At 40.7% G+C, this 19,173-nt stretch carries 18 protein-coding genes; 5 read left to right on the forward strand and 13 right to left on the reverse strand.

Going from position 1 to position 19,173, the window contains the following annotated elements; genetic code table 11:
- The 13 genes from HMPREF1528_RS00465 to HMPREF1528_RS00525 all read right to left on the reverse strand — a co-directional run bounded on the left by HMPREF1528_RS00465 (window position 1) and on the right by HMPREF1528_RS00525 (window position 12,956).
- Window positions 1–747: an SDR family NAD(P)-dependent oxidoreductase gene (locus tag HMPREF1528_RS00465; RefSeq protein ID WP_016478179.1), complete on the reverse strand. Its 747-nt coding sequence runs from the start codon at window positions 745–747 to the stop codon at window positions 1–3.
- 5 nt (window positions 748–752) lie between these two features.
- On the reverse strand, window positions 753–983 hold the full coding sequence (locus tag HMPREF1528_RS00470; protein WP_016478180.1) for an acyl carrier protein: 231 nt from the start codon (window positions 981–983) through the stop codon (window positions 753–755).
- Window positions 984–1,047: 64 nt separating this feature from the next.
- Window positions 1,048–2,055 (reverse strand): N-acetylneuraminate synthase, encoded by a 1,008-nt coding sequence (gene neuB / locus HMPREF1528_RS00475; RefSeq protein WP_016478181.1) that lies wholly within the window; start codon window positions 2,053–2,055, stop codon window positions 1,048–1,050.
- Window positions 2,052–2,687 carry an acetyltransferase gene (locus tag HMPREF1528_RS00480; protein ID WP_232211444.1) on the reverse strand — a complete coding sequence of 212 codons (636 nt, stop codon included), beginning with the start codon at window positions 2,685–2,687 and terminating at the stop codon, window positions 2,052–2,054. The genes neuB and HMPREF1528_RS00480 overlap by 4 nt, the downstream gene beginning before the upstream one ends.
- On the reverse strand, window positions 2,642–3,784 hold the full coding sequence (locus tag HMPREF1528_RS00485; protein WP_009750598.1) for a LegC family aminotransferase: 1,143 nt from the start codon (window positions 3,782–3,784) through the stop codon (window positions 2,642–2,644). Before HMPREF1528_RS00485 ends, HMPREF1528_RS00480 begins: the two co-directional genes overlap by 46 nt.
- A 69-nt stretch (window positions 3,785–3,853) precedes the next feature.
- Window positions 3,854–5,062, reverse strand: coding sequence for a UDP-N-acetylglucosamine 4,6-dehydratase (locus HMPREF1528_RS00490; protein ID WP_016478183.1), 1,209 nt, complete (start codon window positions 5,060–5,062; stop codon window positions 3,854–3,856).
- A 39-nt stretch (window positions 5,063–5,101) separates the two neighbouring features.
- Complete coding sequence (locus HMPREF1528_RS00495) at window positions 5,102–6,418, reverse strand: UDP-glucose dehydrogenase family protein (RefSeq protein ID WP_016478184.1); 1,317 nt, start codon at window positions 6,416–6,418, stop codon at window positions 5,102–5,104.
- A complete protein-coding gene (locus HMPREF1528_RS00500; RefSeq protein WP_016478185.1) occupies window positions 6,415–8,343 on the reverse strand; it encodes a nucleoside-diphosphate sugar epimerase/dehydratase in 1,929 nt (642 codons plus the stop codon). The genes HMPREF1528_RS00495 and HMPREF1528_RS00500 overlap by 4 nt, the downstream gene beginning before the upstream one ends.
- Before the next feature lie 67 nt (window positions 8,344–8,410).
- Entirely contained in the window at window positions 8,411–9,538 is a 1,128-nt protein-coding gene (locus HMPREF1528_RS00505; RefSeq protein ID WP_009419461.1) for a DegT/DnrJ/EryC1/StrS family aminotransferase, read from the reverse strand.
- Window positions 9,535–10,182, reverse strand: coding sequence for an HAD family hydrolase (locus tag HMPREF1528_RS00510; RefSeq protein WP_016478186.1), 648 nt, complete (start codon window positions 10,180–10,182; stop codon window positions 9,535–9,537). The genes HMPREF1528_RS00505 and HMPREF1528_RS00510 overlap by 4 nt, the downstream gene beginning before the upstream one ends.
- Window positions 10,175–11,149: an ATP-grasp domain-containing protein gene (locus HMPREF1528_RS00515; RefSeq protein WP_016478187.1), complete on the reverse strand. Its 975-nt coding sequence runs from the start codon at window positions 11,147–11,149 to the stop codon at window positions 10,175–10,177. Before HMPREF1528_RS00515 ends, HMPREF1528_RS00510 begins: the two co-directional genes overlap by 8 nt.
- Before the next feature lie 21 nt (window positions 11,150–11,170).
- Entirely contained in the window at window positions 11,171–11,794 is a 624-nt protein-coding gene (locus HMPREF1528_RS00520) for a sugar transferase (protein ID WP_016478188.1), read from the reverse strand.
- A 64-nt stretch (window positions 11,795–11,858) separates the two neighbouring features.
- A complete protein-coding gene (locus HMPREF1528_RS00525; protein WP_016478189.1) occupies window positions 11,859–12,956 on the reverse strand; it encodes a methyltransferase in 1,098 nt (365 codons plus the stop codon).
- A gap of 493 nt (window positions 12,957–13,449) precedes the next feature.
- On the opposite strand from HMPREF1528_RS00525, the gene HMPREF1528_RS00530 reads away from it, so the two are divergent.
- The 5 genes from HMPREF1528_RS00530 to HMPREF1528_RS00550 all read left to right on the forward strand — a co-directional run bounded on the left by HMPREF1528_RS00530 (window position 13,450) and on the right by HMPREF1528_RS00550 (window position 19,166).
- On the forward strand, window positions 13,450–15,567 hold the full coding sequence (locus tag HMPREF1528_RS00530) for a heparinase II/III family protein (protein ID WP_016478190.1): 2,118 nt from the start codon (window positions 13,450–13,452) through the stop codon (window positions 15,565–15,567).
- Between the two features lie 110 nt (window positions 15,568–15,677).
- Window positions 15,678–17,090, forward strand: coding sequence for a TolC family protein (locus HMPREF1528_RS00535; RefSeq protein ID WP_016478191.1), 1,413 nt, complete (start codon window positions 15,678–15,680; stop codon window positions 17,088–17,090).
- Between the two features lie 241 nt (window positions 17,091–17,331).
- Window positions 17,332–18,312 carry an HlyD family secretion protein gene (locus tag HMPREF1528_RS00540; RefSeq protein ID WP_002674037.1) on the forward strand — a complete coding sequence of 327 codons (981 nt, stop codon included), beginning with the start codon at window positions 17,332–17,334 and terminating at the stop codon, window positions 18,310–18,312.
- Window positions 18,309–18,758 (forward strand): GNAT family N-acetyltransferase, encoded by a 450-nt coding sequence (locus HMPREF1528_RS00545; protein ID WP_016478192.1) that lies wholly within the window; start codon window positions 18,309–18,311, stop codon window positions 18,756–18,758. The genes HMPREF1528_RS00540 and HMPREF1528_RS00545 overlap by 4 nt, the downstream gene beginning before the upstream one ends.
- A 24-nt stretch (window positions 18,759–18,782) precedes the next feature.
- On the forward strand, window positions 18,783–19,166 hold the full coding sequence (locus HMPREF1528_RS00550) for a VOC family protein (protein ID WP_016478193.1): 384 nt from the start codon (window positions 18,783–18,785) through the stop codon (window positions 19,164–19,166).
- Window positions 19,167–19,173 lie beyond the last annotated feature (7 nt).

A 19,173-nucleotide genomic window follows, 5' to 3' on the forward strand; every position in this document is an offset into this window, starting at 1 on the left:
TTACAATAAAGTGTATCCTCCATCTATTAGAAGATTTGAACCTGTTACCCAAGAACTAGCATCAGACAAGAGATAAATAACTGCACACGCTACTTCTTCAGGCTTTCCATAACGTTTTAAAGGATATTTTTGCTTGTCAGCTTCTAATTGCTCTTGAGTCACCTCTCCTCCTGAAACAATATTGGTTTCAACCATTCCTGGTACGACTGTATTTACTCTTATTTGCTGTGGGGCTAACTCCAAAGCTAATCCTTTACAAATCCCATTGATTGCTCCTTTTGAAGCTGAATAAATGCTTCCTGCTATATATGACACTTTGGTGCCTGAAATAGATGAGATAAACACTATAGATGATGCCTTTTGTAGCTTTTTCTTCTTAACGAGTAACTGAGTCAATAACAGAGGAGCATTAAAATTAACTGTCATCACCTCTTGTATATCCTCTTCTTGCAGAAACTTAAAAGGTTTAGGAATTGTAAGTCCAGCACAATTTACTAACCCGTTTAAACTATCTATTTGGTTCACTAAGGTTTCTATATCCTCCTTTTTGGTAAGGTCAGCTACTATATAAGCGCGCTGCGCACTTTCTAACTGCCCATAGGTTTCTTGCAAACGCTGCTCATTACGCCCTGTGATAACTACTTTTGCTCCCATCTTAGAGCATTCTATAGCAATAGCCTTCCCTATACCAGAAGAGGCTCCTGTCACTAAAATAGTTTTATTTTCTAATGAAAAAGGATTGTACATAGTTATTACATTCTGCTTTTCACTACATTATATAGGTCTTCTACGGTATGAGCCGCTTTGATATCATCACCTTTTAGTTTTACATTGTATTCCTCATCAGCCATAGCAATAACTGATAGGGCAATTAGAGAGCTCCACTCATCTAAATTTCTGAACTCTGTAGAAAGGCTGATTTCTGCTACATCTGTTTCATCAAACAGATTTACAAAATTTTGTACAAATTCTTGTGTATTCATATTTATAACTATTATTTAATTTGCAATTTATTTCTTTTCAATATCTTAAAGATAGTGATTAAATTTATAGCTCAATCAAATCGTCTTCTTCAAAATCTTTTTTAGCTATTTTACCAATTACCTCATCCCATTGCATAGGAGAAATACCCGTTCCAGGGCGTTTTACAGTAAGATTTTCAGCTGAGAACAAATCACCTTTTTTTATAGTTTTAGTTGCTACTATACTTTTACGAGCAATAGCTTTATTTTTAGCTTCAGATTTCGAAACTTCTTTCAGTCCTGAACCTCCTATAGCTTTTTCTATATTGCGAATAGCCATTACCATAGCTTTTAGTTCCTCAGGTTCAAGAGAGGCTTTATGGTCAGGACCTGGTAAGTTTTTATCTAAGGTAAAGTGTTTTTCGATCACGGTAGCACCTAAGGCTACGGCTGCAATGGGAACTTCTATCCCTAAGGTATGGTCGGAATAACCTACGGGCACTCCTAATTCTCGTTGGATATGGAGCATAGCTTTTAGGTTTACATCCTCCATAGGGGTGGGGTATTCGGTATTACAATGCAATACTATAATTTTGTCTTTACTTACCCCATTATCAGTAAAAACTTTTATAGCATCTTTTATTTCGGTTATAGTAGCCATTCCTGTAGAGAGTATCACTTCAGGAAAAAGAGTTGCTACTTTTCTTAAATAGGGCAGGTTGGTAATTTCACCTGAAGGAATTTTAGCGATGGTAATTCCTAACCCAGCTAAAAATTCTAACGATTCGAAATCAAAACCTGTAGAGAGAAATTGTACGCCTTTTTTTGTACAATAGTCAATTAACTCTTGATGAACAGCTTGTGAAAGCTCTAATTTTTTAAGCATTTCATACTGAGAGTCGTTGTCTTGTGTATTTTTATCTTGATAAGCCGCGCGTTTTGCTTGTTTGGTCACCAAGTTACTGGCTTTAAAGGTTTGGAATTTCACATAATCCACACCAGCTTCAGCTCCTTTATCAATGAGGGCTTTGGCTTTGGCGATATCGCCATTATGATTTACACCTGCTTCGGCTATGATAAGTGTTCTTTTCATCTTTTTACAAATGTTCCTGCTGATATGATACTATTAGGTGGAATGGTTACCCCATTAGAAATAGTAGCATTACTACCTATAAAAGTACCTCTGCCGATCACACAATCTCCATTGACTATTGCTCCCGTAGAGATATGACAAAAATCGTCTATCACTACACCGTGTTCGATATTTGCTTTAGTATTGACAATACAGTTTTTTCCTATTTTAGCCCCTGCATTCACTAAAGCGTGATGCATTATAATTGTACCTTCTTCTATAATAGTGTGTTTTGATACATACGCCAAAGGAGAAATCACTACAGGCAAATGATAGCCTATTGCTTTCAACTTTTGGGACAAGTGCACTCGCAAAACATTACTTTTTATTTGTCCTACTGAAATTATAGCATTAGGGCAAGTTAGGTATAATTTTTCTAAATCATCATCAGTAGCTATAATTTTATATCCTAATACTTCTTTTCCTAAATGCTCCTTGGAGTCGATAATTCCTTTGATGAGATATTTTTCTTCTTGTTCAATCACATCTATCACCGAGGTGCAATGCCCTCCGCCTCCTACAAGGATGATATTAGGTTTTTCTTTTTTCATCTCACTCCACTGGGTATATTCACTACTCTTGCTTCTAACCATTCGGCATTGCTGAGGTCTGCTTTAGGACAATCTTTAAACATTGGTAGGCGGTTCATCAGTTGCCATATTGGGCGGCTCATTACCCCCTTTGCATTTGTTTCGGTAAGGAAAGCGTCGCGCTCTTCTTTGTTGTTTAAGATAATGGCATTGAGCCAATAGTTACATTTTTCGTATTCACGTTCGGCAAAAAAGGTAATACCTTGTTTTTTGAAATAAGCTTTATAGGTTTCGGCTGTAGCGCGTTTGTTAGCTAAAAAGCCATCTAACTGTTCTAATTGGGCTACCCCTAAGGCAGCATTGATATTGGGCATACGATAATTATAACCTATTTCATCGTGTACGAATTCCCAAGCGTGAGGTACTTTGGCTTGGGTGGTGAGGTGTTTGGCGTGTTTGCCTATAGTCTCATCATTGGTGAGTATCATACCGCCACCTCCTGTAGTAATGGTTTTATTGCCGTTGAAAGAGATACCTCCTATTTTGGCGAATGTACCCAAATGTTTGCCTTTGTAATAACTACCGATGGCTTCGGCAGCATCTTCTACTACGTCTATTTGATAACGTTCACAGATAGCTATAATTTCTTCTATACGGCAGGCGTGTCCAAAGGTGTGCATTGGCATACACGCTTTGATACGTCGGTTTGTTTGCTTATGGTAGCATTCGTTCCCTCGTAGTTCGGTGTTTTCTTTTAAAAAGTGTTCTAAAGAGGTAGGAGAGAGTCCCATTGTATCTTTATCGACATCTACAAATACGGGTACAGCCCCTGCATATACAATGGCATTGGTAGTAGCTATAAAGGTTAGCGGTTGGGTAATAACTTCATCGCCTGCTTTTACCCCACTGAGTTTTAGTGCTATATGAAGGGCATTGGTACCATTCACACATACTACAGCGTATTTAGCCCCTGTATATTCAGCTACCTTTTGTTCGAAGAGGTCTACAAATTTTCCTACGCTTGATACGAAAGTAGTATCGATGCACTCTTCTAAATATTTTTTTTCGTTCCCTGCAAAAGTAGGGGCGTGTAGAGGGATAAAAGCCTCTTTCTCACCATAAAGGTCGCGTATAAAGGATATGGTTTCAGCGATATTCATATTCAATTTGCCTATAATACTTTGACAAAGTTCTAGACTTTGTCAAAGTTGAAATTTTTATCATCAATGTTACATTTTGCTATCCAAATACTTTCCTGTTTCTTGGTGGTTGAAATTTACTAAGAATGTTTTCATCAGCTGGGTAATATCTTTTTTCTCAGTAGCAGGATTATCGAATAGTAGGGTTAGTTTATTTATAAAACTTTCTATTTCAGTTATTTTTTTAAACGACTGTAGACTGATAACTCCTAAAGAGCTGTATTTGTCTAATGTTACTTGTTCTCCTTCAGTATAAAATTCCTCGTAGGGTTTTTCGCCTGTGGTATCGCTTTTTGAGAAATAAACGGGATACCTTTTATCGGTTTCTTTTCGGCTTTCAGCCTTAGCAATAGCTTCAGCTTCACTCTTACATTCCAAAGGGGTATAGCCTAAGTCTTTTAATAGCTGGGAGGCTATTTCTGAGAAAGTAAGTACTTGTTCTTTCTTCAGTTTAGGGAAGTATATTTGTCCTTTACTTCCTAATATACAAGCCATTAAGCAAATTTGTCCGCTTTCTTCGGGTGATACAAAATAACGGGTTACATCTGAAGGAGCTGATAGCGGTTGGTTTTTAGCGATACGCTCTAAAAAACCAGCTGGCAATGAGCCATTGGAGAAAGCTACATTAGCAAAACGCGCGGTCGTTACGGGGAACTTATGAGCATAAGCCATTATCATATCTTCCATTATCTTTTTGCTGCCCCCCATTATGTTCACAGGGTTCGCTGCCTTGTCGGTCGATACACAGAAGAAGTGTTCAGGGGGATAGTCACACAATAAATCTAAGAATTTTTTAGCGTTTACTACATTGTTTTTGAGTAAGGCTTCTACCGAATATTTATCTTTTTCGCTTCGTACGTGCTTGTGAGCTGAAAAGTTAGCTACTATATCAAACCCACCACGTGCTTTGAACATTTTTACAAAAGTATCATCGGCGTAATTCATAGGGTAGGTTACATAGTCGGTAGGCACTATAAAGGCGGAAGTACTACGCAATTCGCGAGTGAGTTCGGTAAGTCCGTTTTCACTAATATCTACTACTACCAAAGTTTTAGGTTTAAAAGGTAGTAAGGCTTTGATATACGAGCTCCCAATAGAACCTGCTCCTCCTATTACCAATACACTTTTGTCTTCAATAGCCTTAGTTAATGCTGATTGATGAGTGTACAAATCTGCCTGAAACATACTCTCAGGGCGCTTGGTAACATATTTCGATATAAAATGTTCTATATTTAGCATTAAATAATTTCTTTGTGTTTATTTTTAAAGTGAGTTTATTTATACTCCTATCTGTACGTATTCCCACCCCTTGCTTGGTAACTCAAAGGCATTATACTGATTCCTGCCATCAAAGATTACTTTTTCTTTTAGCATTTTAGCAATCTCGTCGAAATCGGGCACGCGGAACTCTTTCCACTCAGTAAGCAACAACAAAGCGTCTGCACCTTTTAGAGCTTCGTATTTACTATCTACGTAGGTTACGGGTATATCTTTTAGGTAACATACCTTTGCCTCGTGTACCGCTTTGGGGTCATACGCTTGTACTTTGGCACCGTGTTTTATGAGCTCTTTGATGATGTAAATTGCAGGAGCTTCGCGCATATCATCGGTTTCAGGTTTGAATGAAAGTCCCCATACCGCAAAAGTCCTACCACTGAGGTCTTCTCCATATTTGTCAACTACTTTCTGTGCGATTACGTACTTTTGTCGATTATTTACATTGTCTACTGATTCAATCAGTTCTGCTTTGTAATCTACCTCTTCTGCTAATTTTTTAAGTGCCAATACGTCTTTCGGGAAACAAGAACCTCCATAGCCACATCCTGGGTAAATAAAGCTATAGCCTATCCTGCTATCAGAACCTATCCCTATACGCACTTTATTTACATCAGCCCCTACACGCTCACAGATATTCGCGATTTCGTTCATAAATGAAATCTTAGTAGCCAGCATAGTATTCGCAGCGTATTTGGTCATCTCTGCCGAACGAATGTCCATCGTGATAAAGCATTCGTGTTGTAAGAAAAAGGATGAGTAAAGGGCTTTCATCTTAGTAAAAGCATCATCGCTATCAGCCCCTATTACCACGCGGTCAGGTTTCATAAAATCCTGAATAGCTTTACCTTCTTTTAAAAACTCGGGGTTGGACACCACGTGAAATTTGTAATTCATTCCGCGTTTATCCAAGGCAGCTTGCACGGTAGTGCGAACCTTGTCGGCAGTGCCTACAGGCACGGTCGATTTGTCTACTACTATTAACTCTCCTTGCATTGTTTCGCCTATGGCTTGGGCTACCGAAAGCACATATTGCAAGTCTGCCGACCCATCATCCCCCATAGGAGTTCCTACAGCTATAAAAGCTATCTCAGCATCTTTGATTGCCTCCGCGAGGTCAGTATTGAAAAATAGTGTTTTACCTAAATTGCTCTGTACCATTTCTTCCAATCCTGGCTCGTAAATAGGAATCACCCCTTGTTTGAGCTTCTCTATTTTCTCAGAGTTTACATCTACGCAGGTTACCTTGTTGCCCATCTCAGCGAAACAAGTCCCTGATACTAACCCCACATAGCCGGTGCCTATGACTGCTATTCTCATTCTATTTTCTTATCTAAGGTTTCATATTCGGAGTTATTGCTTTTAAACTCCTTTACTATTTGTTTTAATAAACGCACTACTTCTGTCTTATCCCCTTGCGTAGCTACCTCATACATTTGAGTAGTGAGCGCCTCTATCTCAGTAAACGACATTGAAGGGTCTTTGCTAATCATTATTTTCTTGTGGTGAGTAGGCATTGTTTTAGTACTGTCACTTAATAGTTCTTCATAGAGTTTCTCACCAGGGCGCAAGCCTGTGTACACGAGCTTGATATCTACGTTTGGTTCATAGCCTGATAGTTTAATCATACGAGTAGCAAGGTTGAGTATCTTCACGGGTTCACCCATATCAAAAACAAATATCTCACCACCTTTGCCCATAGTTCCTGCTTGAAGTACCAACTCACACGCTTCGGGTATAGTCATAAAGTAACGCACTATATCAGGGTGGGTGATGGTTACAGGACCTCCTTTTTCTATCTGTTTCCTAAAATGGGGGATTACCGACCCATTAGAGCCCAACACATTGCCAAAACGAGTAGTGATAAAAGCTGTTTTATTGCCTTCTTTGTTTTGTAAGGCTTGTACAAAAAGCTCTGCCACCCTCTTTGAAGCTCCCATTACATTGGTGGGGTTTACAGCTTTATCAGTGGATATCATCACAAAGTGAGGTATTTCATATTTGTTAGCCAAAAGTGCTACATTTTTAGTCCCTTGTATGTTTACTAACACAGCTTCGTGCGGATTCTCTTCTATCATCGGTACGTGCTTATAGGCAGCCGCGTGATACACTACTGAAAACTTATGTGCTTTAAACACACTTTCTAAACGTTCACAGTTAGTAATATCGGCTAAAACAAATTCAAAAGCGATGTCTGGGAAACTCTCTTTAAGTTCTAACTCTATGTCGTATAGAGGCGTTTCTGCTTGGTCGAGCACAACTACTAAGGCGGGGGTGAAGGTAGCTATCTGTCGTATCAACTCACTACCAATAGACCCCGCTCCTCCTGTCACCAATATATTTTTGTGGTAGTGTTTTTCGCGTACTTCTTCGTTATCTAATACTATCTGTCTACGTCCTAAGAGGTCTTCTATTTGTATTTTATGAAGATTAAATCCTTCTTTTTCTGGACGTAATTTCTGTAATGCGGGGGTTTTGAGTATTTGCAAACCTTTGTCTAAACACACATTCACCCAAAAAGTCATCTCTTCTTTCGAAAGATGGTTCTTGTTTATGAGCACCCCATCAGCCTCTAATTCTTCACAAGGAGTATCTATAAATTTATCTTTTGAGATAATAGGTCTACCTAATAGAGTAGCCTGTTTAGGATTCGTACGCCCTGTAAGAAAACCTACTACCGAATAAGGAATGGCAGCATTGCCTATAATCCCATTGGCAAAAGCAACTGCTTCATCATCTATCCCCAAGATAAGAATACGCCTCTTAGAAGTACGCCTATTAATTTCTTTTACCAAATAGAAAAACTCTTTTACCGATAACCTAAATACAAATAGTATGATGAACGACACTGTAAAATATATCAGTAGAATAGGGTTCAACAACACTTTTTCACCTATAACGTGCAGACTTATCTTGTTGGCAATAAACATTGCTATTACCGTGCACCCACTTGAAAGCAGAATGCGAAACAAATCTCTAAAAGTAGAATACCGTATAATCCCTGAATAAGTACGGAAGATGAACATAAAGAAGATGTTCACTCCGATAACTAATAAATAGCGTTTGTAAAGAGGAATACTGTCGGGAATATATACCCCCAAGCGCTCTACTACAAAAAAGGAAAAGAATAGAGCTATAAATAGCAAAAGCACCTCCATACACACCACTATCCAACGTGGGGTGTAACGGGCAGTAGCTAAGTTTACCAAAGTGCTATCACTATATGTATTATGTGCTTGAGGCATTGTTTTAAATATAAATGGAAAAATTTGCACAAAGGTACAAAATTCTTTTTAATTTTATAGAGACACGTTATAATTTCTTAAAAACGCCTTTTATTCTCTCTCGGTCTGCATCAGTAAGATTAGAACCTGAGGGCAAACATAAACCATTGTTAAATAAGTGCTCACAGGTCTTTTTACCATAGTAAGGAGCTGTGGCAAACACAGGTTGCAAGTGCATAGGTTTCCACAAGGGGCGCGTTTCAATATTTTCTTCCAAAAAGGCTAATCGCAAGTCTTCTCTATCAAATCCTGTTTTAGTTTTATCAATGGTAATAGCCGAAAGCCAATAATTACAAAAGTAATCTTCATTGGGCTCTGTAAGTAATTTTATCCCTTCAATTCCTTTGAACAAGTCGGCATAAAAAGCGTGCATCTTTCGGCGGGCTTCAATGCGCTGTGGCAATACCTCCATTTGTCCACGACCTATGCCTGCCGTAATATTGCTCATACGGTAGTTATACCCTATGTGCGAATGCTGATAGTGAGGAGCGTTGTCGCGCGCTTGGGTACTCAAAAATACAGCTTTATCTTTCTCTTCTTGAGTGTGACATACCAAAGCCCCTCCTCCTGAGGTAGTGATAATCTTATTGCCGTTGAACGACAGTACCCCAAACCTACCAAAAGTACCACAAGGTTTCCCTTTGTAAGTGCTTCCTAAGGCTTCGGCAGCATCTTCCACCAATGGGATATCATACTTTTTACATAGAGTGAGCACCTCCTCTATTTCGAAAGGCATTCCGTAGAGCGATACAGCTACTACTGCTTTGGGCTTCTTGCCTTTCTTAATACGGTCTTTAATAGCTTCTTCTAAGAAAACGGGAGAGATATTCCAGGTGCTCTCTTCCGAGTCTACAAACACGGGCGTAGCTCCTTGGTATACGATAGGGTTAGCAGAAGCTGAAAAAGTCATCGATTGACAGAGTACCTCATCGCCTGCTTGCACACCACATTCTATAAGAGCTAAGTGCAAGGCTGCTGTACCCGCCGAAAGTGCCGATACTTTCACTCCATTGCCTAAAAAGTGCTGTAAATCCTCTTCAAAGCTATTTACATTAGGACCTAAGGGGGCTACCCAATTCTCCTCAAAGGCTTGATGGATATATTTAAGTTCATTCCCTCCCATATGTGGGGAAGAAAGCCATATTTTTTCTTTCATAACGTGTGTATAAGTTCTTTTAATTCTGTGATAATATAGGTAGGTTGTTGTTCAGGAGCTACCTCGAAATCCTGCGGGTGTATATTCCATCCTTTATTGAGCAAACAGTAACTCGTCCATCCCAATATATTTGGAGCTATAAAGTCTTTTGTAGGATTGTCGCCTATATAGCAATACGTCTTAATATCTTCTTCTGTAAACACTTCATAGTTGCGTAAGTCAGGTTTACTCCTGCCAAATTCTTCCGAAATAACAATTTTGTCAAACAGGGCTTCTATCCCTAAAGCTCTCAACTTATTGCGCTGTGTAACTGATCGTCCATCAGTAATGAGTCCTATTTTATAGCCTTGGGCTTTACAAAAAACTAAAACTTCTTGTGCCCCTTTATTTAAAGATATTACAGGGAAATGGTTTCTATAAACCTGCAATAATTGTTCCATACTGAAAAGTGGAAAGTACTTTGCCACATATTCAAAAGCATTCCTTCCTTCTTGATATTCACAAATCATTTGCTTATAAAGCCTTTCCGTTGCTACCGCCTCAGAGACAACCAAAGAAGCTATTGCTCGGTAAGCCGACTTCAAATAGTCGATTTCATATACCAAAGTATCGTCTAAATCAAAAATAACGTACTTGCTACTCATAATGGCTTACAAAAACAGCTTCGTCATACCTAAGCATCAATAAATGGTCTTCCCAATTGTTGTTCGCTGGTATTTCTTTGCCTAACAAGTATTCTTCTATTAAGAATTTAGGGTAATTAGCTCCTGCGGCATAGCTAAGCGGGAAACCTCCTCCAAAACGAGGATTGATTTCAATAGCTATCACTTGTTTTGTCGTCCGATTTAAAAAAAATTGCATTGTTAAACAGCCTTTTGCCCCTTCAATATGCGCAAGATGTTTTGTAACGAATGGCACTAATACGTTCTTTTCAGTAATCCCTTTATTGATTTCACCTGCACGCACAAATATGCGTTTGCGGGGTACCGCGCATTTTAAATCTCCATTGCGATTGTAATAGGCATCTACCGTATATTCATCGTGCATTTTTGGGTCTATATACTCCATAAAAAGCAGGTCAGGGTTGTTAAGGTGATAATCAGTCAGCTCATCTGCCTTGCGTATCACAAAAATATCTTTGCTAAGCGAACCATTGTAGGGCTTTATAAGGAGCGGAAAAGTAGGTCGTGTTTTATCAATAGAAACAGGTACCTCTATGCCTTTTTCTCGAAAAAAAGTGTTTGTAAGTCGTTTATCCCTACATTGTTGCACAAACGCTAATGAGGAAACCACAGGGGTAATTCCTTTGTCTAAAAAAAGTCGTTGGTGCTTAGCAAGCATCAGTAGTTCAGTATCAATAGTAGGGACAATAAGTTTTACACCCCATTGCAAACATTGTTCTAATAAGGCTTGTGGATAATTCTCATCAGTTGCTTTACATATAGAGGCATATCCATCGGCTATCTGGCAAGCAGGCGAGAAGGCGGGGTTCATATCTACCGCATACACCTTGCTCTCAGGGAATAGCTCTTTCAATTCTCTTTGAAAAGCCCGCAACAACGCCACCCGTTGTCCTACCGACGTAATTAATATATTATTTTCTCCTTTCATTTATAAAAAATACTTATCGTGCTACAAACTGCTTGTTGTGTTACGACCCCCTCTAAACTCCTCCATTGTAGCTTGTCCTTCTTGTGATATCCCTTCGCGTATAAACACTTTCTTTACCGTGAAAAGCAGTATTTTAAGGTCTAATACGAATGATTGGTGGTCTACGTACCACACGTCCAACTCAAATTTCTTTTCCCAGCTGATAGCATTGCGCCCATTCACTTGCGCCCAACCAGTGATACCTGGTTTTACCTCGTGCCTACGCTTCTGAGTCTCGTTATACAAAGATAAATACTGAGGCAATAACGGTCTCGGACCTATAACCGACATATCCCCTTTCAGCACATTCAGCAACTGCGGAATTTCATCAAGCGAAGTCTTCCGTACAAAAGCCCCTATTTTCGTGAGTCGCTCACCATCAGGCAAAAGCTGTCCGTTAGCATCACAACGGTCGTTCATTGTTTTGAACTTGATAATCCTAAAAATGCGTTCTCCTTTCCCAGGTCGTAACTGATAGAAAAACGGCTTTCCGTTATTAGCAAACCACAACCCTACCATCACCACCACAAAGATAGGGCTCAGCACAATAAAGGCAATCAGTGCTGTAAGGAAGTCTAACGCCGGTTTTATAATATTCCTATACATCTATTTTCTCCCAAAAGTTACTCGTGTGGCTCCCACCAGCCTGTCGCACAACCACCATTAATCATTAACCATTAATCACTACCTTAAACAGCGTATGGCTATTGCCACTGCCTAAGTTGTCATAGATATCCACTACCTTTAGTCCAGCGCGTTCCACGCATTTTATCATATCGCCCGAATAGTACATCTTGCTATTGCCGTTTGCCATTGCCGTAAAATACACACTGATTTGGGTAAGGCAATACGCTCCCGTTTCGTGTTGTTGTCTGTCCCAATAGGCTTCCAGAATATACAACTCGGTATGAGCGTCCATCGCAGCAGCTGCCCTACTGAGAATACTCGTTACTTCCTCCTCTGAGAAGCAATCCAAAAACTGACTCATCCATATCACGTCAAAACCTTTCGGGAAAGGCACAGAGGCGTCCAACAGATTAGCCGGATAGCCTCCAATACGGTCAGCCCCTTCTTTGCCTGCGATATTGTTTTTCATCAAACCCAGTTGCTGAGGTAAGTCCATAATGGTTACCTGCACATCGGGGTTAAAGCTCACAGTCTTTAACGCAAAGCGTCCCGTATTCCCTCCCACGTCTAAGAGCGTCTTTACAGGGCGTTTAAAAATGATATTTAAAGCATCTTCAAAAGAGTAATCAGAATAGTAATGGTCAAAAGCAAACCACTTTTCTTGCGCCTTTTGGGGCAATTGTGAGAGCCCCTCATAAATCGTAGGCCAAGACCCAAACACTTTAAGTCCCGCAGGTTTCCCTTCTTTAAGGGCTTCTTCAAGGTGAAACAACCCTTCGTAACACACCTCTTGAATGAATTCCATATTCACACGGGAGCTCTTGTCGCGAAGCAAAAACCAACCTGCTTTCGATATCGCAAAGCGGTCGCCCTCTTTCAAGAGTACCGTACCTATGGAAAGCGACGACTCCAAAAGTATTTTCACAGCATAGTCACTCAGCTGTGTTTTAGTAGCCACCTCCTGCATTGTCAATCCTTCAGGGGCATTACACAAAACCTCGAACACGCCGAGTTTTACCATTAGATGTGATATTTGGAACACCACAGGCGCAAAAGCAATCTCTTGAGCCAAGCGCTGAGCTTCCAAAGCCGTTTTTTGTTCAGCAGTGTATTGTTTTCTGATTGCTGGTGTTAAATTCATATGCTTAAATATCTCAATTCAATAATTTAAGGTGCAAATGTACAAATTAAATAGCAAATAACAATAAAAAGATTTTTCAGCTATTCGCCACCCTTTCGTTTCTTAGCTCTTTCCTTGATTATTCCTTTTTCTTATTAACATTTATTAACACTTGATATTCAATAAATTAACGCCTTTTCTATACCAATCGTCCAAGATTCGTATAAGCTTCCTATAAGCTCTCTATAAGCTAACCCCACCCTCCTTACACCCTTTTTTCATCAAAATTCCCTTCAACCTCCTTCTGAAAATCTCCGTTTTCTTCCGAACTCCTCAACCCTTCCCATTTGCTAATTCTCTCATTTTCTAATTTGCTAATTAATCTGCCCGTGTGGCTCGCACTGCCTGTCCGGCTCGCACCTGTCTTGCTACAGTTGCTTATCTCATTTTTTCATCGTAACTTTGCATCGTTGAAACAAATCACATTCCATTTTACTAAAAACATTCTTTACTTATGAAAAAAGCAGTATTTATGATGCTATGGGCTCTGTTAATAGCGATGCTATCGTGTCGTAAAGATACAGACCCTGATGAGCAAGAGATAACAGGCGCTGTTCGCACCGAACACCCACGCCTTTTTATTACTAAAGAAGATATTCCGAATATCAAAAACGCTGCCCAAAGCTCGGCTCTGGATACGTATACCGAAACTAAAAGAGATGTGGATAAGCTCTTAAATGAACCTATCTCTTTTGAAAATCCTACCGCGGTGAATGGTACTGATAACGGCTTGAAAATCTCCAAAGTATCGCAAGTCGCCATATTATATTTGATAACGGGTGAAGCAAAATATCTCGACTATACCAAAAAATTCTTACAAAAAATCACTGAATATTACCGCCTTCGGGTAAGTCACAACTTGAATGCTGATTGGTATGTGTTTCCTCAAATCAATGCATTATGTGCTTATGATTGGATTTACAACTACTTAACTCCCAAAGAACGCGAGCAAATAGGCAAACCTCTTTATCAGGTAATGATGGATATTGCTTGGCACGGAAAGGGATTACGCCCAGAGCGCAATCGGGAGAATACAGGGGGATACAATACAGGGTTTTATGGCACAGACGCCCTACCGTGGTATATAGGTATCACTTTTCACAACGACGGTATTGATAACGCACGCTGTGAAGATATGTTTCAAAAAGGATTTGCCCTAAATATGAAAATGGCAGAATATCGTCGTGATATTATCGGTATGAGCGGAGGGGCTGTCACAGGGTGTGTAGGCTATTCGTTAGGTGCTTATCCTATCGCCGATTTCAATTTCATTCGCAGTCATCGCGCAGCCACAGGCGTAGACCTCTCTCAAAGGCTCAACTACGTATTCAAATATTTGGACTATATCGATTGGAATCGCTTACCAAACAATCGCGAGTTTGGCTTTGGCGACAGTTATCACTACGATTGCTTGCTCCCCGAAAGAGACATCAATTATCACCTGAGAGAGATAGCCTCTCTTTATGGAAGTTCTACCAATATACAACGCCTGTTAGGCTTATTCGATAAGAAACACTATACAGAACGACTACTCTTTATGCCGTTCTTACAAAAATATCCTCAAGGAACTCAGGGAGCGACACCTTCAGGTAAAGGTACCGTGTATTTCGAGGGTACGGGAGAAGTCATTATGCGTTCAGGAACAGGCGAAAACGACACTTATGCTCTTTTTGTGAGCGGAGGGAAAACCTCTTACCACAAGCACTTCGATAACAATCATTTCACTATCTACAAAAAAGGTTACCGTGCGTTAGATACAGGCACACGCCCCGAACCTGGCTGGCATTTGTCGCATTACTACGCCCGTACGGTAGCCCATAACTGCGTAACTATCAGAATGCCCAATGAAAAAATGCCCGAATACTGGGGCGGAGGGGCTTCTACCGAAAACAAGTTCGAACCTATCCCCAACGATGGCGGACAAAACAACATATTAGGCTCTGTGCTGAAAGAGAAGCGTATCACTGACGATTATGTATATCTCGCCTCCGATGCTACTAAAAGCTACAACAGCCAAAAAGCCTCGTTAGTCGTGCGTGAATTTATATATTTCTACCCCGACCTTTTTGTAGTGTTCGATAGGGTAACATCTACCGACAAAAATTATCCCAAAACGTGGCTGATACACACCATCAACGAACCTGTGATGAAAGGTAGCAGAGAGTTCTCGGAAACCTCCGACGGAGGTAAGATGATTTGCCGTACTTTATTCCCTGCCAATGCTACACTTACTAAAATAGGTGGAAGTGGAAAGGATTTCTGGTCTGACGGACGCAACTGGCCTCTACCCAAACTCACTCCACAAGATTACGGGTATAATATGAATCTCCCTCCTGCCAATCACCCACAGTTGGGACATTGGCGTATAGAAGTGAGCCCACAAACGGCTTCTAAAGAAGACTTGTTTATGCATATTATCCAAGTAGGCGATACAGCTCTTTCCGATTTACCCCGCACTGAAACCTTTGAAAATACAGCTCAAATAGGGGTAAGATTCACCTATCAAGGAAAACGATATATTTTAACCTTTGATAAAACAAAGTCATACGGCTGTCAAATAGAGAAGAAATAAATTAAGAGGCTTTATTTTTTAATCTATCTTAAAAACTTTGCAAACAAACGAGTTGTTCATCTGGAAAAATCGCCGTAATTTTGCCCCGTAGAAATAAAAAGTTTTCTTTTATGAAAAAATATACTTTACTATGCCTCTTCGTTATAGGGATAACAGCTTCATTACGAGCGCAATCGCTCTCATTCAATGATGCACTTAGCCAGATGCGTTCAGGCAACCAAAAACTCAAAGGCATCGAAAAACAAACCGAAGCAGCCGATTATAATCGCAAGTCATTCCGTGGGCTCTATCTGCCCCAACTGAGCCTTAACGCGAGCTATATGCACCTCTCCGACCCGCTTTCGTTGGACTTTAACGAGTATAAGGCGCCCTTACAAAGTGGCTTACAGGGATTCGCAACCCAGGTGCCTACCCCTATGCGTCCACTACTCACCCCCCTACTTGGCAGAATACAACCGCTTTTTGCCCAAGACTGGCGCTATGAGTTCCAGAAACAAGACATTTGGAAAGTAAGCGCCGATGCCAAATGGGTGCTATTTGCTGGTGGAAAGGTGCGTGTAGGCAATCGTGTGAGTGCGCTCAACACCAAAATAGCCACCGTAGAGAGTAAAAAAACCGAAAATGCCCTCATCAGTGAGTTGGCGGAGCGTTATTTTCAAGTACAGTTAGCCCAAAAAGCGTTGGAAGTGAGAAAACAGTCGTTTGAAACAGCGCAACATCACTATGAGAATGCCCAAAAGCTCGAAAAGAACGGAATGATAGCTTCCGTAGAAACAATGCAAGCTAAAAAAGCCGTTACCGATGCCGAACGTGAGGTGATGGCTGCTGAAAAGGACATACAATTAGCGCAAACAGCTCTCTATGGCGTAATGGGCACTACCGAGCAACCGCTCACTGCCCTCACCACCGAACTTTTTGAGGTGGCACCCCTTCAATCGCTTGAATACTACCAACAGCAAGCCAAAGAGCACTACCCTATGATTGTGCAAGCCAAACTGAAAGCTCAAATGGCTACCCAAAGCGTAAAAGCGCAACAAGCCGCTTATTTGCCCGATGTAGCCGTAGTAGGTAAAAAGTACTTGTGGAGCGAAAATCTACCTTTAACCGAACCCGATAACTGGGTGGTAGGTGTAGGGTTACAGTGGAATCTCTTCAACGGTTTGCAGGACAAAAACAAGATAGCCCAAGCCAAAGCAATGCGTGAGAGTGTGGAGCTCATCACTGCACAAGCCGAAAAAGACGTACAAACCTTAGTGAAAAAACAGTACACCGAAATTGAAAAGCAACGCGAACAATACCTCAGCTTAGAAGAGAGTTTGCGTTTTGCCGAAGAGCTCGTACGTGCCCGCGACAAAGCTTTTGCCGAAGGTCTCTCCACCTCCACCGATGTAGCCGATGCCAACCTATACTTGGCTTCTATCAAAATCAAACGCTACCAAGCCCTTTTTGAAATGGACAAAACCTTCGCCCAGCTCCTCGAAACCTGCGGAATGAGCGATAAATTCAGCGAACAAGTAAGGTAGAGCGACACAAATGCTCTTACCCTCTTATATCGCTATACTTTGCCAAAGTTTTAGACTTGGCAAAGTTGACTACCCTGATAATCATACGCTGGCGCGAGCTTGTAGCTCGTGCCTCGAAGGAAGCCGAAGCCGCAAGCAGAATTAATACATTACAAAAATAATAACCATAATAATACCCTCATTTTTATCCTATTTATGGATTGTCCCCCTTCGGGGGAACGGGGGCTAAACTAAATAAACAATGAAAAAGAAAAACATCACCGGTCTTATTGTAACAATCACTGTATTTGCAGTAGTTCTTATTCTTTCTATCTACTTTTTTAGTAACCGCGAACCTGTATATTTGCAAGGTCAGGTAGAAGCCAAACAAATCAACGTTGCCCCAAAAGTACCTGGTAGGGTGAAAGCTATCTACAAGCAGGAAGGCGACCAAGTGCACAAAGGCGACCTCCTTTTGGAACTCGAAAGCACTGAACTCGATGCCAAACTCTCTCAAGCCGAAGCGGCACGTTTGGCAGCACAAGCTCAATCCGATAAAGCACAACGCGGTGCCCGCAGCGAACAGATTCAAGGGGCTTACAATGTATGGCAACAAGCCGAAGCGGCTGCCCAACTCGCTGAAAAAACCTATCAGCGTGTGAGCAACCTTTATAACGATAAGGTATTGCCTGCTCAAAAGAAAGATGAGGCTTATACCCAAATGGTTGCCTTACAAAAACAAGCCGAAGCAGCCAAATCACAATACGAAATGGCGAAAAACGGAGCTCGTGTAGAAGATAAAACCGCTGCCCGAGCCCTTGTAGCTCAAGCGCAAGGGGTCATTACTGAGGTAAATGCCTATAAAGATGGGGCTAAAGTGTTCGCCCCTGCCGATGCCGAGATACAAACCATTATCCCCAACGAAGGCGAAATCGTGAATGCGGGTTACCCTGTGATGAACCTCATCGATACTCAGGACGAGTGGGTGGTGTTCAACATACGCGAAGATAAAATGGCAGATTTCAAGATAGGCACTAAATTCAAAGGCATCGTGCCCGCTTTGGGCAATCAGGAGATAGAATTAGAAGTAAAACACATCGCCGTACAAGCCGATTTCGCCACTTGGACAGCTACCAAGAGCAAAGGCGATTTCGACAAGAAAACTTTTGCTATCAAAGCCTACCCTACCCAAAAAGTAAAGGATTTAAGACCCGGAATGTCGGTATTAGTAAGTGAAAAATGAGAATAACTGAAGGGCTATCAACTAAAGATAAGCAAGCTATTATACATTGGACAAATAGCAAAGGAGCTGATTTCTTGCAACAATGGGCAGGAGATGCTTTGCCTTATCCTCTTACAATGGAAGCACTCAATGCATTGTCTCATTGTTTCCGTATTGAGGCAGAGGGTAGTTTTATAGGAATGATTCAGCAAATAAGAGTAGAAGGGAGCAACGTACATATTGGTAGATTTCTTATCAATCCTTCGCTTACAGGAAAAGGATTAGGCACCTCAGCAATGCAGTTATTTATCGCAATGCTTTTTGAGGATAAAAGAGTTCATTCTATCAGCCTAAATGTATTTGATGACAACCCCATAGCTAAAGCTCTTTATACAAAACTCGGTTTTAAAGTAGTAGCCACTGTTGAAGGAGAAAGGAAGAAATACAAGATGGTAAAAACTACTTAATTGGCTCATTAATAAATTATCACTATGAAAATAGATCATATCGCTTTATATGTAAAAGATTTGGAAGTTTCTAAAGCCTTTTATGAGACTTCCTTCGGGGCAAAATCAAACGAGTTGTACCATAATCCTAAAACGGACTTGCACACCTACTTTCTAAGTTTTGATAGTGGAGCTCGCTTAGAAATTATGTGGCGCCCCAATCTTAGTGAACGTTTGGACAAGATAATGAATGAAGGACTTATACACCTTGCTTTCAGTGTAGGGAGTAAAGAAGCGGTTGATGCGCTTACTCAGAAAATCGTAAATGAAGGCTATGTGTGTTTTAGTCTTCCTCGTACCACAGGTGATGGGTATTACGAAAGCGTTATTCTTGACCCTGATGGCAATATGGTAGAGATTACGATTTAAACTTTGT

Origin of the sequence: Capnocytophaga sp. oral taxon 336 str. F0502 (assembly GCF_000411575.1) — a bacterium.
GTDB lineage: Bacteria > Bacteroidota > Bacteroidia > Flavobacteriales > Flavobacteriaceae > Capnocytophaga > Capnocytophaga ochracea.